General features: G+C 59.7%; 15 protein-coding genes and 1 pseudogene. 9 read left to right on the top strand and 7 right to left on the bottom strand.

Going from position 1 to position 14,878, the window contains the following annotated elements; genetic code table 11:
* Positions 1 to 10: 10 nt before the first annotated feature.
* Positions 11 to 880, bottom strand: a complete 870-nt coding sequence (locus NH234_RS13175; RefSeq protein ID WP_367256886.1) for a GyrI-like domain-containing protein — start codon at positions 878 to 880, stop codon at positions 11 to 13.
* A gap of 122 nt (positions 881 to 1,002) precedes the next feature.
* The gene (locus NH234_RS13180) at positions 1,003 to 2,970 is read right to left on the bottom strand and encodes an alkyl/aryl-sulfatase (RefSeq protein ID WP_367256887.1); all 1,968 of its coding nucleotides are present in this window, start codon (positions 2,968 to 2,970) and stop codon (positions 1,003 to 1,005) included.
* An 86-nt stretch (positions 2,971 to 3,056) separates the two neighbouring features.
* Between NH234_RS13180 and NH234_RS13185 the strand changes: the two genes are divergently transcribed.
* The 6 genes and pseudogenes from NH234_RS13185 to NH234_RS13210 form a co-directional block, all read left to right on the top strand.
* On the top strand, positions 3,057 to 3,986 hold the full coding sequence (locus NH234_RS13185) for a LysR family transcriptional regulator (RefSeq protein ID WP_367256889.1): 930 nt from the start codon (positions 3,057 to 3,059) through the stop codon (positions 3,984 to 3,986).
* 104 nt (positions 3,987 to 4,090) lie between these two features.
* Positions 4,091 to 6,295: an OsmC domain/YcaO domain-containing protein gene (locus NH234_RS13190; RefSeq protein ID WP_367256891.1), complete on the top strand. Its 2,205-nt coding sequence runs from the start codon at positions 4,091 to 4,093 to the stop codon at positions 6,293 to 6,295.
* A 75-nt stretch (positions 6,296 to 6,370) separates the two neighbouring features.
* A complete protein-coding gene (locus NH234_RS13195; RefSeq protein WP_367256893.1) occupies positions 6,371 to 6,826 on the top strand; it encodes a VOC family protein in 456 nt (151 codons plus the stop codon).
* 133 nt (positions 6,827 to 6,959) lie between these two features.
* Positions 6,960 to 7,520 (top strand): fasciclin domain-containing protein, encoded by a 561-nt coding sequence (locus NH234_RS13200; protein WP_367256895.1) that lies wholly within the window; start codon positions 6,960 to 6,962, stop codon positions 7,518 to 7,520.
* Between the two features lie 122 nt (positions 7,521 to 7,642).
* Positions 7,643 to 8,149: a peptide-methionine (S)-S-oxide reductase MsrA gene (gene msrA, locus NH234_RS13205; RefSeq protein ID WP_367256897.1), complete on the top strand. Its 507-nt coding sequence runs from the start codon at positions 7,643 to 7,645 to the stop codon at positions 8,147 to 8,149.
* Between the two features lie 323 nt (positions 8,150 to 8,472).
* Positions 8,473 to 8,736, top strand: a pseudogene (locus NH234_RS13210) (LysE family translocator); the annotation flags it as partial.
* Between the two features lie 22 nt (positions 8,737 to 8,758).
* Here NH234_RS13210 and NH234_RS13215 read toward each other — a convergent pair.
* Both NH234_RS13215 and NH234_RS13220 read right to left on the bottom strand, forming a co-directional pair.
* Positions 8,759 to 9,667 (bottom strand): alpha/beta hydrolase, encoded by a 909-nt coding sequence (locus tag NH234_RS13215; protein ID WP_085733969.1) that lies wholly within the window; start codon positions 9,665 to 9,667, stop codon positions 8,759 to 8,761.
* Between the two features lie 59 nt (positions 9,668 to 9,726).
* Positions 9,727 to 10,023, bottom strand: coding sequence for a hypothetical protein (locus NH234_RS13220; protein WP_367256899.1), 297 nt, complete (start codon positions 10,021 to 10,023; stop codon positions 9,727 to 9,729).
* A 163-nt stretch (positions 10,024 to 10,186) separates the two neighbouring features.
* Between NH234_RS13220 and NH234_RS13225 the strand changes: the two genes are divergently transcribed.
* Positions 10,187 to 11,314: a saccharopine dehydrogenase NADP-binding domain-containing protein gene (locus NH234_RS13225; protein ID WP_367256901.1), complete on the top strand. Its 1,128-nt coding sequence runs from the start codon at positions 10,187 to 10,189 to the stop codon at positions 11,312 to 11,314.
* Between the two features lie 2 nt (positions 11,315 to 11,316).
* A complete protein-coding gene (locus tag NH234_RS13230; RefSeq protein WP_367256902.1) occupies positions 11,317 to 11,808 on the top strand; it encodes a DUF2269 family protein in 492 nt (163 codons plus the stop codon).
* 63 nt (positions 11,809 to 11,871) lie between these two features.
* Here the strand turns inward: NH234_RS13230 and NH234_RS13235 are convergent, their stop codons facing one another.
* Complete coding sequence (locus NH234_RS13235) at positions 11,872 to 12,861, bottom strand: zinc-dependent alcohol dehydrogenase family protein (RefSeq protein ID WP_367256904.1); 990 nt, start codon at positions 12,859 to 12,861, stop codon at positions 11,872 to 11,874.
* 155 nt (positions 12,862 to 13,016) lie between these two features.
* Here NH234_RS13235 and NH234_RS13240 point away from each other — a divergent pair, with 155 nt between their 5' ends.
* Positions 13,017 to 13,907, top strand: a complete 891-nt coding sequence (locus NH234_RS13240; RefSeq protein ID WP_367256906.1) for a LysR substrate-binding domain-containing protein — start codon at positions 13,017 to 13,019, stop codon at positions 13,905 to 13,907.
* Between the two features lie 16 nt (positions 13,908 to 13,923).
* Here the strand turns inward: NH234_RS13240 and NH234_RS13245 are convergent, their stop codons facing one another.
* A complete protein-coding gene (locus tag NH234_RS13245) occupies positions 13,924 to 14,529 on the bottom strand; it encodes a GNAT family N-acetyltransferase (RefSeq protein ID WP_367256908.1) in 606 nt (201 codons plus the stop codon).
* Positions 14,504 to 14,842 (bottom strand): hypothetical protein, encoded by a 339-nt coding sequence (locus tag NH234_RS13250; RefSeq protein WP_085733975.1) that lies wholly within the window; start codon positions 14,840 to 14,842, stop codon positions 14,504 to 14,506. The genes NH234_RS13245 and NH234_RS13250 overlap by 26 nt, the downstream gene beginning before the upstream one ends.
* Positions 14,843 to 14,878 lie beyond the last annotated feature (36 nt).

Here is a 14,878-nt window from a genome sequence, read left to right on the forward strand (position 1 = left end):
CGCGCGATTGTCAGCGCAGCGGCACGTAAATATCCGTTTGCCACTGATCCTGCGGGATCTCGGGACTGATGCTCAAGTACTCGAAAAACAGCGGGTGATCGCGCAGTTCTTCGCCGCTGGCGGGCAGCCAGTCACGGTAGACCGGGTAGATGGTTTCACCGATGTGATCGGTGGAACCTGTGTGACGCACCACTGCGCAGCGGCCGGCAGGAATGTTCAGCTCGCGGACATTGAATTCATTCGACGCCACCGCTTCACGGATTTCGCCGCAGATCGCGAAATGAAAATCCTCTGGCGGCGTCGTGTCAGGGTTGCCGTAAGGAATCCCGAAGGTGCGGCTCGATGCCACCGGCGACTGCCCGCTCTGCTGTCGCCACTGGATGAAGCGTTGCACGCTTTGATTGACGAGGCCTGGTGGCCCACGGTGATCGAGCGCCGCGACCTGGACTCCGGGGAAGTCGACGATTCGTACCTGCATGGTAATGCTCCTTGAAAAGTGAGGTATGGCGAAGACCGTGTGCCAGACGCTCCAGTCCGGAGCCTTGCGAAAAGCCCCCGGCGAGGTGCCGAAGGCTCGCTTGAATGCCCTGGAAAACGCTTCGGGACTTTCGAACCCCGCGTCGAGCGTGGCTTCCATCACCGAATGGTCGGGCAGGGTGCTCAAACGGTGCGCGGCACGGCGCAGGCGCATCAACTGCACATAGCGCGAGACGGGCACGCCGACGTATCCCGTGAACTGCCGGTGAAAGTGGAACTCGGAAAAGTTCGCCACCTGGCTCAGCGTTTTCACCGACAGATCGCCTTCAAGGTTGGCGTCGATGTAGGCGAGTACGACGGTGAAGCGCTTCGCGTAGGCAGTTTGCGTCGGTGCGTCTGGCACGGAGTGAAGCTCCTGGAGTAACGGTCGGCCCTAGAATCGTCGAAAGCGGCGTACAGATACCTAGCCGGACTTGCTCAGGGTTTGACCTCTTCAGGCATTACATCCGAACCACCCTGCACGAATCAATCGCGCGCCTGAGCGACGATTGCAAAGTTGCCCGGGGCTTTCTCCAGCAATCCAAGGAATCTCACCAGGTCCACCGTGCTGCCATCGACTTTCAAGTCTTTGGAGGTGAGCGCGTCCTTGAACCCCGCCGTACCGCCCAGCAGTTGCACAAAAAGATCCTTGGTGACGCTCAACGTGGCGTTGGCATTGCTGGCCGGTGCGCCCCGGCGATAGTGCAGCACGGCGTTCTCGATCCACAGCACGAACGATTCCTTCGTATCGGTCAGTTGCAGGTTGAAGGTCCAGTTCTTGCCGTCGGCGGCCGGGCCGTTGAGGCTCGCGGCCATGGCTTCGAGGAAGCGTTCGGTGGGCGTCTGCTTCATCAGCTCGATGAGATCCGAGCGGCGCACGCCTTTTTCCGGCGGGCCGTTGCGCAGTTCCTGGGCGGCGGTCAGGTAGCTGTTGCGCCAGGTGGCCGATTCCGACTGATAACCCAGCTGTTCATAGGTCCTGGCCAGCAGTTCCTTGGCGGCCTTGTCGCCGGGCTGGTCGAGGACGGCTTGATCCAGCAGCTCGGCCACCCAGCGGTATTCGCCTTTGTCATAGGCCACGCGTGCGGCTTCGAGCACTTTGGCGCTGCCGCCCATCAACTCGACGTAGCGCCTGGCGGACTCTCTGGGAGGCAGCGGGTTCAGATGCGCCGGGTTGCCATCGTAGGCGCCGAGGTACATCTGGTAGATCGCCTTGACGTTGTGTCGCACGTCGCCGTAATAGCCGCGGGTGCCGAAGTACGAGGCTAGCGAGTCGGGCAACTGGATCTTCTCGGCGATCTCGTCGGGCGTGTAGCCGGCATTCATCAGTCGCACGGTCTGGTCGTGCATATACTTGTAGACGTCGCGGTGCTTGGTGATGAACTCGCGGATTCGCTCATTGCCCCAGATCGGCCAGTTGTGCTGGCCGAAATAGACTTCGGTGTCGCCCAGTTTATCGAGGGCGACCTGGGCGTAGTCGGACCAGAGCAACGCGTCGCGCACCTTGGCACCACGGATCGGCAACAGATTGTGCATGGTCTGCGCCAGCAGCTCGGCACCGCCGTAGGCTTTGCGTTCGGGGATGGAGAAAGTCAGCTCGGCCGGGGCTTCAGCGCCGGGAATGTTGTGGAACACGAAGGTCACTCCGTCGATCACCAGTTCCTGCGTCGGCTGATCGATGATCTGCGTCGGCGCCAGAATGCCGATGCTGCCGTAGGCGACGTTTTTGCCCAGCCCGGTATCCACCATGCCGGTGGCGCCCGGCGCCAGGTTCTTGCCGAACTGATACATCGAACGGCGCGACATCGCAGGCCCGGCCAACACGTTTTCGCTGGTGGCTTCCTCCATGAAACCGACAGGGGCCACCACGGGAATCTTGCGCTCGGCCACTTCGGCGACCGAGGTGATGCCCAGTACGCCGCCGAAGTGGTCGGCGTGGTCATGGGTGAAGATAACGGCGGTAACGGGCTTGGCGCCGAGTTGCTCGCGGGCAAAGGCGAGGGCAGCGGCGGCGGTTTCCTTCGAGGTCAGTGGATCGACCACGATCCACCCGGTCTGGCCTTCGATCAGCGTCATGTTGGCGATGTCGAAGCCGCGCAACTGGTAGATGCCGTCGGTGACTTTGAACAGACCGATCTGGGCATTGAGCATTGCGTGGCGCCAAAGGCTCGGATTGACGGTCGCGGGCGCCTTGCCTTCGACGAATCTGAACGCATCGAAATCGATCAGCACAGAGCCGTCGGAACCGAGGATCTGGCCTGTCGGGCGGGCGATGAATCCGCGCTGGGCGTCAGTCATGTCCCGAGTGTCGTTGAGGTCCAGGCCCTTGATTGATGCCTCTATCACCGCCGCAGTGGCGGGCGTCGCTTCGCCGCTGGCAACGCTGGGTGGTTTGTCACAGCCGGCGAGGGAAACCAGCGTCAGGGCAATCAGTGTGTGAAAGGTCGGTCTCATTCTTGTTGTTCTCCGATGATCGATTTATCAGAGAGTAGGGAGCCAGGCGCGATGTATCCAATGCATTGTTTACATCCGGACAATGCGTGACTAGCATCGGCCAGATGGACCTTAAACGACTGACACACCTGCTGGCCCTTGCCGATGAACGCCATTTCGGCCGCGCCGCCGAACGCGTGCACCTGAGCCAGCCGGCCCTGAGTCGCAGCATCCAGGCGCTGGAAAGCGAAACTGGTCAGCGCCTGTTCGACCGGGACAGCGGCGACGTACGCCCGACGCCGGCGGGGGAGTTTCTGATCGAGCGGGCGCGACGGTTGCTGTTCGATGCACGCTCGCTGGAGCGGGACCTGGCGCTTTACGGCGATGGCCGGCTCGGCAATCTCGCGTTCGGCGTCGGGCCGTTTCCGGCGGCGATGTTGATGCATCAGGTGGTGCCTCGGTTGCGCCGGGAATATCCGCAAGTCAGCCTGCGGGTAGAGATCAATAACTGGCAGATTCTTGAAGCCCGTTTGCGGGATGAAACGATCGAGTTTTTCGTCGCGGACATTCGCAACTTCTCGGCCGCCACCGATCTACAGATCCGTTCGCTGGGTCAGGCCTCGGCGGGGTTCTTCGTCCGGCCACAACACCCGTTGGCCGGGCGCCTGGTGACGATGAGAGACCTGGAAAAGTACGGTATCGCCACGACGCGCCTGCCGGCCGTGGTGAAGGAGGAGACTGCGCATACCCTGGGCATTTCCGCTCGCCAGGCCTTGCCGCTTGCGCTGGAGTGCGACGATGTGGCGTTGCTCAGGACGGTGGCCTGCTCGACCGATACCATCCTCGGCGTGATTCACGGCGCCGTGGCGGAAGACCTGCACAGCGGCAATCTGATCGAATTGCAGGTCGTGGACCGGCCCGGATTGCACTCCGAAATCGGTGTCGTCAGCCTGCCCAACAGAAGCCTGTCACCGACCGCTCGCTGCGTGATCGACGCCATCGTCGACGAGATGGTGCAACGCAATATCTCGACCTGACCGGCGCTCCGGTCGGCGGCCAAAACGCCAAAGCACAAGACTTCCCGCTCAAAAACCGGATAATGGCGGCCATTCTGTTCAGCTCGCTATTCTGGTAGTCCCCCATGGAAATCAAGGTCAACTTTCTCGACAACCTTCGACTTGAAGCCAAGTTCGACGACTTCACGGTGGTGGCCGACCAACCGATCCGCTACAAGGGCGATGGTTCGGCACCGGGTCCGTTCGACTACTTCCTGGCTTCGTCGGCGCTGTGCGCGGCGTACTTCGTGAAGCTGTATTGCGAAACCCGCAATATCCCGACCGATAACATCCGCCTGTCGCAGAACAACATCGTTGACCCGGAGAACCGCTACAACCAGATCTTCAAGATTCAGGTCGAGTTGCCGGCAGACATCTCCGACAAGGACCGCCAGGGCATCCTGCGCTCCATCGACCGCTGCACCGTGAAAAAGGTGGTGCAGGCCGGTCCCGAGTTCGTCATTGAAGAAGTGGAAAACCTCGACGCCGACGCCCAGGCCTTGCTGATGCCGGGCGCGAACTCCAGCGCGAGTACCTACATTCCGGGCAAGGATCTGCCGCTGGAGCAGACCATCGCCAACATGTCGGGCATCCTCGCCGACCTCGGCATGAAGATCGAAATCGCCTCGTGGCGCAACATCGTGCCGAACGTGTGGTCGCTGCACATTCGCGATGCGCACTCGCCGATGTGCTTCACCAACGGCAAAGGCTCGACCAAGGAAGGCGCGCTGGCGTCGGCATTGGGCGAGTTCATCGAGCGCCTGAACTGCAACTTCTTCTACAACGATCAGTTCTGGGGTCTGGACCTGGCCAATGCGCCGTTCGTGCACTATCCGGACGAGCGCTGGTTCAAGCCGGGCAGCAATGACGAGCTGCCGAGCGAAATCCTCGATCCGTACTGCCTGAAGATCTACAACCGCGACGGCGAGCTGCGCGGTTCGCACCTGATCGACACCAACTCGGGCAATGAAGAGCGCGGCATCGTTTCGCTGCCGTTCGTGCGTCAGTCGGACGGCGAGGTGGTGTACTTCCCGTCGAACCTGATCGAAAACCTGTACCTGAGCAACGGCATGAGCGCCGGCAACACCCTGGCCGAAGCCCAGGTGCAGTGCCTGTCGGAAATCTTCGAGCGTGCGGTGAAGCGCGAAATCATCGAAGGTGAATTCGCGTTGCCGGACGTGCCGCGGGAAGTATTGGCCAAGTACCCGGCGATCATGGCCGGCATTCAAGGCCTGGAAGCCCAGGGTTTCCCGGTGCTGGTGAAGGATGCGTCGCTGGGCGGCGAATTCCCGGTGATGTGCGTCACGCTGATGAACCCGCGCACCGGCGGTGTGTTCGCTTCGTTCGGCGCACACCCGAGCTTCGAAGTGGCGCTGGAGCGCAGCCTGACCGAGTTGTTGCAAGGCCGCAGCTTCGAAGGCCTGAACGATCTGCCGCAGCCGACCTTCGAAGGGCAGGCGGTCACTGAACCGAACAACTTCGTTGAGCATTTCATCGACTCCAGCGGCGTGGTGTCGTGGCGCTTCTTCAGTGCTCAGGCGGAATACGAGTTCGTAGAGTGGGACTTCACCGGCCAGGGTGAAAACTCCAACGTGAAAGAGGCCGAAACTCTGTTCGGCATCCTCAAGGGCATGGGCAAGGAATCGTACATGGCGGTGTACGAGCACATCGGCGCCACCGCTTGCCGCATCCTGGTGCCGGATTACTCGGAAATCTACCCGGTGGACGACCTGATCTGGGACAACACCAACAAGGCGCTGTTCTTCCGCGAAGACATCCTCAACCTGCATCGCTTGAACGAAGAGGAACTCCAGTCCCTGGTCGAGCGTCTGGTCGAAAGCGAACTGGACGACTACACCGACATCACCACGCTGATCGGCATCGAGTTCGACGACAACACCGTGTGGGGTCAACTGACGATCCTGGAACTGAAACTGCTGATCTGGCTCGCCCTGGGACAAATCGAGGAGGCTAAAGAAGCGGTGGAGATGTTCCTTCAGTACAACGACAACACCGTCGAGCGCGGTCTGTTCTATCAGGCCGTCAACGGGGTGCTGGAGATGCAACTGGACGAAGACCTGGAGCTGGCCGACTACGAAGCCAACTTCCGCCGCATGTTCGGCAACGAGCGGATGGACGCCGCGATCGGCTCGGTGGACGGCAGCGTACGCTTCTACGGCTTGACGCCGACCAGCATGAAGCTGGAAGGTCTCGACCGCCATCTGCGACTGATCGACAGCTACAAGAAACTGCACGCGGCCCGGGCCAATGTGACGGCTTCGGTTCGCTGACCGCGCTGACAACAAAAAGCACCTCCGGGTGCTTTTTTTGTTTTTAATGGGCAGCTATCAGTCAGGAGCTCTGCAATGGATCTGAAGTTCAGTCACGTTGATGTACTGGTCAACAACCTCGATGAAGCCTGCGCCTACTATGCGCAGATCCTGAAAGCCAGAATCTCCAGAACCCTCGTCTGGGAGCGGGGCGGTCTGCACGTTCGCTATGCGGTTGCGCTGATCGGCCAGGAGCGTTTCATGCTGGTCCAGCCATTGGCGGGCAACCTCAAGGAGCTGCTGGATTCGTCGGGGGAGGGGATGATCTATCGCCATTGCTATTCGACGCCGGACATCGAGAAAGCCTATGACGAACTGGTAGTCGCCGGCGTGCAGCCCGAAGACGAAAACGGACAGCCATTGGAGCGCGCCAACCTGCAATCACCGTCCGGGACACGCATCATCTGGCTGCCCAAGCGCTTCGGACATTTTTCTATCGAGATTCTTGAAGAGCAGACGCTGGAGGCGTTCATCACATCTGCATTTGCCTGAGTTTTTTAATGGGGACAGATTTATTTTCATGATGAATCTGTCCCTATTGAAGTCCGTGATGCATCCGATTGCGCGCCTGCTCCGTACATTCAGCACCCTCATTCGGAGGGGCGAAGAATTCAGGAGACACACCATGCACTCGCTCATCAAACGCATTGCCATTGCCTGCTTCACATTGCTCTGCCTTGGCGCAGGATCGAGTTTTGCCGCTGACTCCGTGATGGTCGGCGGTGCAGCCATGTACCCGAACAAGACCATCGTTGAAAACGCCGTCAACTCGAAGGATCACACGACGCTCGTTGCAGCGGTCAAGGCGGCCGGGCTGGTTGACACCCTCAACAGCAAGGGGCCGTTCACGGTCTTCGCGCCGACCAATGAAGCCTTCGCCAAGTTGCCCGCCGGCACCGTCGATACGCTCGTCAAACCGGAGTACAAGGCCGACCTGACCACGATCCTCACCTACCACGTCATTGCCGGCACTCACACGGCAAAACAACTGATGGATGACGCCAAGATGCACGGCGGCAAAGTCATGCTCAAAACCGTTCAGGGCGAATCCCTGACCGTCTTGCTGCGCGACGGCAAATTGTGGGTGGTTGACGCCAAAGGCGGGAAGGCTGCGATCACCAGTGCGGACGTGATGCAGTCCAATGGTGTGATTCATGTAGTGGATACGGTGCTGATGCCGAAGTAGTCTTTTTATTGGGGACAGATCTATTTTTAAATAAATCTGTCCCCAATAAGGGGCTTGGAATTGGCCAGTGTGCCCTCATAACAAGGGTTACCTCCAACATCCCCCGAGGGGAAGGACAGACCATGACCAGCCAAACCGAAACTGCCATCCTCGCCGGCGGCTGCTTCTGGGGCATGCAGGATCTGCTGCGGCGTTACCCCGGCGTCCTGCAGACGCGCGTCGGTTATTCCGGTGGCGATGTGCCGAATGCCACCTACCGCAATCATGGCAACCACGCCGAAGCCATCGAAATCGTCTTCGATCCTGCCGTTATCAGTTATCGGCAGATCCTGGAGTTCTTCTTTCAGATCCATGATCCCACCACGCCCAACCGTCAGGGCAATGACATTGGTCCCAGCTATCGTTCGGCGATCTATTACCTCAACGAACAGCAACGCGATGTCGCTGAAGACACTGCTGCCGATGTCGATGCTTCCCGCTTGTGGCCAGGGCGAGTGGTGACCGAAATCGAACCGGCCGGGCCGTTCTGGGAGGCGGAGCCGGAGCACCAGGATTACCTGGAGAGGATTCCGAATGGCTACACCTGCCACTTCATACGCCCGAACTGGAAGCTTCCAAAACGGGCCTGAGATTCAGTAGCAACCTTGTGAAAAAGGAAAACCGGTCTGTTTTTATGAAAAACAGACCGGTTCTTTTTTGTTCGATATGCGGCCTTATGTCGCTCAGGCGCAGAGCGTGCCGAGCGCCGGGTTTCAAGACTTTGTTCGGGAAGATACTTTCACCAAAGGCTGACGCGATCGTGTTGTCGGGCCATGACGATCTGCAGCGGTCATAAACTGAAATGTCTGCGTCAGTTGTGGATTGATTACAGGGCATTTCAAAGAGCGGTTCTGGCACAAGATAGCTATCCCGCATCTTGTCCAAAGGGGCAGTTTTCCTGCGTGCTTGCGTAAATCCCAAGGCGACGATGTTTTTCACCGCGCTGTTCCCGCAGTTCATCGACCAGGGCGCGACGCTGTTGCCACAGTTCCTGATCCTGACGTCGATTTTCATGGCGCTGTCGGTGACGTCTCTGACGCTTTACGCTGCGCTCGCATCCCGGGCCAAAGGCGTGTTGACCCGTCCGGCTTTTTCCCGTTGGGTCAGCCGGGTGGTGGGGTCGACGTTCATCGGCTTCGGCGCAGCGATCCTGACCATGCGCCGGCAGGCTGCCTGAGGGGCAGCCTCTATCTCTAACGTCAGCGGGTCATAAAGCTTCGAATCGCCTGAGTGGTTTCCACCGGTGCTTCTTCCATCAGCCAGTGGCCCGCTTTGGCAATCACCACTTCGGTGACGTTGTCGGCGGCGTTGCGCATCACGATCGCTTCGTTGTTGCCGAAGGACTTTTCACCACCGACGGCCAGGACCGGCATCGTCAGCCTGTTCTTTGACGACGCTTCGTTGTCTACCGCGTCCTGGCGAATGGCGCGGAACTGAGCGAAGGCAGCGTGCATCGCGCCGGGGCGGGCATAGAGTTTGGCGTAATGCTGGCGTGTGGCTTCGTCGACTTTTTTCGGGTCGCCGGCGAACTCGTTCCAGAAACGATCCAGGTAAATGCGCTCACGGCCGGCGACCAGTCGCTCCATGTCCGGGCCTCCAAAATCGAAGTGCCAGAGCATCGGCGAGCGAACGATGTCGTTCCACGGTGCAATGCCCGGAACGGGCGCATCCATCACTACCAGGCGATCGGTCTGTTGCGGATACCGCGAGGCATAGGCGAACGCGACCATAGTGCCGATGTCGTGACCGATGACGACCGAGTGTTCAATGCCCAGCGAAGCGAGCACGGCGCGGATGTCTCCCGCCTGGTTCTTCTTTTCATAGCCACCGTCGGGAATCGACGACAACCCCATCCCGCGCAGATCAGGGATCACCACGGTGTGATCCTTCGCCAGATCGGTGGCAAGTGGCACCCACATGTCCCCGGTATCACCAAAACCATGCAACAACACCACGGCCGGACCTTTGCCGCCGATGCGCGTGTGGATCTTCGCGCCGTCCACGGCAATGTCTTGTGTGCGGAACGAAGCGGGGAACGGTTTTACGTCAGCATGTGCCGGAGCACTCAGGGCCACCAGCAAGGAGGCGGTCAGCAAGGCGCGGATCATCACGGAGACTCCAGAGGAGGTAGTGGATGGAGCGTAGACCGCTTTTAGAACCCCGTCTTTTAGCGTTGAGTGTTTTGCACGGGAGTCTGCCTCTGGCTGACTTGAGGCGTGGTGCAAAGCCTGTCGAGAAAGGTCGAAATCTGCCGTTTGTCACGCAATTGCACCACCGGAATTTCTGGCCCGATTGACTGGCGCACGTTGTCGATACCCGGGCGGTAATCCCGGTCAAAGGTCCATACGAACTTCAGAAACGTCAGGAATTTTCGATCGATTTTTTTCTCTGCAGCCTGTCGCGAGATCCGGGCGAGGGTGGATTTGCCGCTGCCTGCGTTGCCCAGAATCACAATCCGTTGCATGGGGACGTCCTGTCAAAAAAAGCCGGTAATTGTGCAGGTTCCGGATGTTCAATCAATGCGGATTCAGTCGTATTTCTTGCCTGACCCGCCGATATCAGGGAAGCTCCCGCGAATCTGTCTCGGGCAAGTCGGCTGGACGATCGAATCGTTAGGGAAGCGTTGCATGGCGTTCAAGGTGTTGGTGGTCGGTGGGTATGGAAACTTCGGCAGCATCGTCTGCCGGCATCTGGCGTCGATGCCCGATGTTGATCTGGCGATCTCGGGTCGCGATCCTCACAAGTTGCTGCGCAAGGTCGGGGCGTTGCAAGCCGCTTCAGGAAAATCCTGCGCCAGTTGGTGCGGCGATGCCATGGTGCCCGGGTTCCAGTCTGCATTGGGCTCGATGGGGATTGAGTTGGTCATCCACACCGGCGGCCCGTTTCAGGGGCAGTCCTATGCGGTTGCCGAAAGCTGCATCGAGGCCGGGGTTAACTATTGCGACCTGTCCGACTGCCGAACCTTCGTCAACGGTATCGCTGTACTCGATGCGCGCGCGAAAGAGGCGGGCGTGGCGATTCTCAGTGGTTGCAGTTCGGTGCCGACCCTGTCTTCGGCCATCATCGATCAGCAGCGCAATCGCTTTCAGCGCATCGATTCAATCGAACATGGCATTTCCTCTTCCGCGAAGATGCCGGGGCTGTCTACCGTCGAAGGTGTGCTTGCCTACGCGGGCAAGCCGATCAAGCAACTCAAGGATGGTCGGGTTCACGAGGTGCCGGGCTGGCAGGATCTGACGTTGCGCAAAATGCCGCACCTGGGCACTCGCTTGCTGGCCAATGTCGACGTGCCGGATATGGATATTTTCGCCGGCCGTTATGGCGCCCGGACACTCAGCTTCAAGGCCGGTGCTGGTCTCAAGCTTGGCGGTGTCGCCAATGCCTTGTTTGCCCAGGCCCAGAAGAAGGGGCTGATTCGCGACCATACCCCTTGGGCCGCACGACTGCATCGCCTGGGCACCTGGTTCGAGCGGCTCGGCGATGGCAAAAGCGCGATGTACATCGACGTTCAAGGTAGTGGGGTTGAAGGGCAACCGCTGTCCATGACCGCTCAGCTGACGGCATGGAATGACAAGGGCCCGGAAATCCCGAGCTGCGCCGCTGTTGCCCTGGCCGCCAAAATGGCCCAAGGCTATGTGCCTGAATCCGGCGCCCGGCCCTGCGTCGGCGAAATCACCGTCGACGAATACATGGCCGCGATCAACGACCCTGAAAACCTCAGCCTGTCTGTGCGTTTCTCTGACGGGCAGAACTGACCATGCTTTATCTGTGCCTCAAGTACATTCATGTGATCGCCGCGGTTTTCCTGTTCGGATTCGGCATGGGCTCCTACCTTTACCTGATCGCCGCCAGCCGCACCGCCAACCCTCAGGTGATCGCTCACGTGGCGAAAATGGTCGTGCGCTTCGACGCCTGGATCACCACCCCGGCAGGCTTCATTCAGATCGCATCGGGCTATGGGCTGATCAAGCTGGCCGGCCTTCCGTTGACCACGGAATGGGTGCTGACGTCGTTGATCATCTTTCTTTGCGTAGGATCGCTCTGGCTGCCGGTGCTGGTGCTGCAGAAGCGCTTGTACGTGATGGCTTCGAATGCGGTCGAGACCGGAGGAGGGCTCGCGGATGAGTACCGGTCGGTCTACCGGAAATGGTTCTGGATGGGGGTGGCCGGTTTTCTGGGGATGTTCGTGATCGTCTTGATGATGGTGACGAAGACGACGCCCATGCAGGTAGCCGGACTGCTGCTGTAGCGGGGCGGTGGCATATAGGCCGGCGGCCCGACGCGATGCATCGGGCCGCGGCGACATCGTGATTTAAACAGTCACGACAATCTTTCCGACCTGCTGGTTGGCCTCAAGAAAGCGATGCGCCTCTTGAATGTCCTCGAGGGCGAACGTCTTCGCGATGATCGGTTGCAGCGCGCCCGATGCGAGACCGTCGCCGATGAACGCCTTCGCCCGGGCCAGCGCCGCAGGATCCGCGACGACCTCCGCGTAAAGGTAGCCCTTGAGAGTCAGGCATTTACCCAGCACGGTGAACAGCGGGAACGGCGTGGGTTCCGGGCTCAAAGCGCCGTACTCAAGCAGAATGCCGCCCCTGGCCATGCTCTGGGTGAGCTGTTCAAAAGCGGGGCCGCCGATCGGATCGAACACCACGCGTGCGCCCTGGCCATCGGTCAGGGCCATGACGGCGGCGACGATATCCTCTTCATCGCTGACGATGACGTGCGCGGCGCCGGCATCCAGCAAGGCCTGCTTCTTGGCGCGGGTGCGGGTCACGGCGATCGAAGTCGCGCCCACCATTCGGGCAATCTGGAAGGCCGCCAGGCCAACGCTGCTGGAGGCGGCGGTGACCAGCACGAAATCGTTCTTCGTCAGTCTGGCCTGTTCGACCAGCGCGCCCCACGCGGTGACGTATTGCATCCAGGAAGCTGCAGCCTGCTCGAAGGACAGGTTCGACGGGTGTTTGACCGTCAGCTCGGCGGGCACGTTGGCCAGTTCGCCGTAGGTGCCCCATTTGGCGATGTCCAGCGGCGGAATCAGGCTGACTGCATCGCCGACCTTGAACTCGCTGACACCTGCGCCGACGGCAGCCACCACACCGGCGGCTTCATAACCGAGGCGGCTGGGAAATTGCGCTTCCTGCAGATAAGCGTGATTGCGGAACATGACCTCGGCCCGATTCAACCCGAAGGCCTTGACCTCGATTTGCACCTCGCCGGGTGCCGGAGCCGGAATATCGACCGATTCCAGTTTCAAAACGCTTGCGTCGCCGTATTCATGAATCCTGACAATGCGTGCCATGGTTACCTCTTCTGTGATCAATGAGGCCGGTGTGGCCGGCCTGAATTCGCGCCTGTTGCAGTTGCGCGCGTCGTTGCCATGGCCGTCAATTTAGGCTTTGGCTCGGGTCGGATAAAGACCTACGATAGCGCAACACTAGAAACACAGGGTTTCCAATGGATCGCCTCACATTGATGGCCGTCTTCGTCAAAGCGGTGGAGCTTGGCTCCTTCAGCGCGGTGGCCGATGAGCTCAATCTGTCTCCGCAACTGGTCGGCAAACAGGTCAAGATGCTTGAGCAGCATCTGGGTGTCTCGCTGCTCAATCGCACCACCCGCAAACAGAGCCTGACCGACTTCGGCCGCACCTTCTATCAAAGGGCGAAGCTGATCCTGGCCGACATGGACGCCGCCGAAGAAATGGCCGCGATGACCCGAGGCGTGCCCAGTGGCCGGCTCAGAATCAACGCACCTGTCACCTTTGGCGTCAGCACGCTGGCGCCTCGACTGCTGGAGTACATGGTCAGGTATCCGCAGGTGTCGGTGGACCTGACCCTGTCCAACGAACTCGTTGACCTGCTGGAGGGCGGGTATGACGTGGTGTTTCGAATCGGTGAGCTGTCTGACAGCGGTCTGAAGGCATTGCCTTTGAAGCCATATCAAATGGTGCTGTGCGCGGCGCCTGCCTATCTGGCCAGGCGTCCACCGATTACGACCCCGCTGGATTTGCAGGAACATGAATGCCTGGCGTTCGCCTATTCCGACGGTCGCTCCCACATTCGCCTCGAAGGGCCGGACGGTTGCATCGACGTGCCGATTAAAAGCAGATTGACGATCAATCAGGCCGACCCGTTGCTGTCGGCGGTGGTGGCCGGGCTGGGTGTGGTGGTGCTGCCGCTGGAGCTGGTCAAGGATGCGCTGAGAAGCGGAACGCTGGTGAGGTTGCTGCCGGATTACAACGTCCCGGTCTCCCCGATGAATCTTCTTTACGCACCGGACCCTCGGTTGACGCCCAAGCTGCGAAGCTTCGTGGATTTTGCGAGGGCTGTGTTTGGCGCGGGTGCGTGAAGGAAGATTGTGGCCGTCATTTCTGATTTTCTGGCTGGCTTGTAGCCCATTGCTCCCTGGTCAGCCCGTAACACTTGCACCAGGCCGGTGTCGTGGACAGCGTCAGTTCGGCATCATACAAGTGCACCGCACCGATCTTCATGGCGGCTTTTTGTGAGCGGATGTTCGACGGGGCGATGTGGAGATAGACCGTGTCGTATGCCTTGAAGGCGTGTTCCAGCATCAGTTGCTTCAGTTCGCGATTGGTCTCGCCACCCCATTTCGCCCGCACCAGAAAGGTGTACCCGATGGCGATACTGTCCGGCAGGTCGGGCGGTGTGTAATAACTCGACATGCCCACGATCAGCCCCGTGTCGATATCGATGACGGCCAGGGTTTTACCGGTGGCCAGCCGTGCGGCGAAGTACGTTTCGAATATCGGCCGCTCATGGCGGTCGCTGGCGGGGTGGCCCGCCCAGATCTGCGGGTCCGAGGCCGCCAGAAACAGACCTTCAAAATCGTTTTCGGTCAGAGGCCTGAGCCTCAGCGTGCTCCCGCATACGTGATAAGGGGACTGATTTATTTCAGGAACCGATCCGAAAACCCTCTGGCCAGCCTCACCACAGCAACGCTTCAACTTCATCAAATTTACCGGCGACCCTCAAAAAGGTATCCGCCCATCCGCTGCTCATGCCGAGTTCCTGCAACGGTCCGGTCGGTGCGAACAACACGGCGACCTTCAACCGCTCCGGCAAGGTGCCAGCCTTTAAGGAGTGAATCAGGGCTTGCAGTTCTGTTTTCGCATCGAGCTCATCAGCCCAGGACGACCAGCAGAAGTCGTTATCCGGAATCGACACCAACTCGATAACGGCCTCAAGTATGAGGATGAGTGATTCGATATCGGACTCACACTGGGTGGGTCCTTGGAGTAAACGACGCAGGTGACGGGTTTCCATGGGGCATTCCAGATACGGTTTCTAAGTTAAATGAGG

The organism is Pseudomonas sp. stari2, assembly GCF_040760005.1.
Lineage (GTDB): Bacteria > Pseudomonadota > Gammaproteobacteria > Pseudomonadales > Pseudomonadaceae > Aquipseudomonas.

Excerpts from the sequence above, each read along its gene's own strand:
- NH234_RS13250 (WP_085733975.1), bottom strand. The coding sequence starts at position 14,842 with ATGGAAACCCGTCACCTGCGTCGTTTACTCCAAGGACCCACCCAGTGT.
- NH234_RS13215 (WP_085733969.1), bottom strand. The coding sequence starts at position 9,667 with ATGATCCGCGCCTTGCTGACCGCCTCCTTGCTGGTGGCCCTGAGTGCT.
- NH234_RS13235 (WP_367256904.1), bottom strand. The coding sequence starts at position 12,861 with ATGGCACGCATTGTCAGGATTCATGAATACGGCGACGCAAGCGTTTTG.
- NH234_RS13180 (WP_367256887.1), bottom strand. The coding sequence starts at position 2,970 with ATGAGACCGACCTTTCACACACTGATTGCCCTGACGCTGGTTTCCCTC.
- NH234_RS13220 (WP_367256899.1), bottom strand. The coding sequence starts at position 10,023 with ATGCAACGGATTGTGATTCTGGGCAACGCAGGCAGCGGCAAATCCACC.
- NH234_RS13200 (WP_367256895.1), top strand. The coding sequence starts at position 6,960 with ATGCACTCGCTCATCAAACGCATTGCCATTGCCTGCTTCACATTGCTC.
- NH234_RS13245 (WP_367256908.1), bottom strand. The coding sequence starts at position 14,529 with ATGAAGTTGAAGCGTTGCTGTGGTGAGGCTGGCCAGAGGGTTTTCGGA.
- NH234_RS13230 (WP_367256902.1), top strand. The coding sequence starts at position 11,317 with ATGCTTTATCTGTGCCTCAAGTACATTCATGTGATCGCCGCGGTTTTC.
- NH234_RS13190 (WP_367256891.1), top strand. The coding sequence starts at position 4,091 with ATGGAAATCAAGGTCAACTTTCTCGACAACCTTCGACTTGAAGCCAAG.
- msrA (WP_367256897.1), top strand. The coding sequence starts at position 7,643 with ATGACCAGCCAAACCGAAACTGCCATCCTCGCCGGCGGCTGCTTCTGG.
- NH234_RS13240 (WP_367256906.1), top strand. The coding sequence starts at position 13,017 with ATGGATCGCCTCACATTGATGGCCGTCTTCGTCAAAGCGGTGGAGCTT.
- NH234_RS13225 (WP_367256901.1), top strand. The coding sequence starts at position 10,187 with ATGGCGTTCAAGGTGTTGGTGGTCGGTGGGTATGGAAACTTCGGCAGC.
- NH234_RS13195 (WP_367256893.1), top strand. The coding sequence starts at position 6,371 with ATGGATCTGAAGTTCAGTCACGTTGATGTACTGGTCAACAACCTCGAT.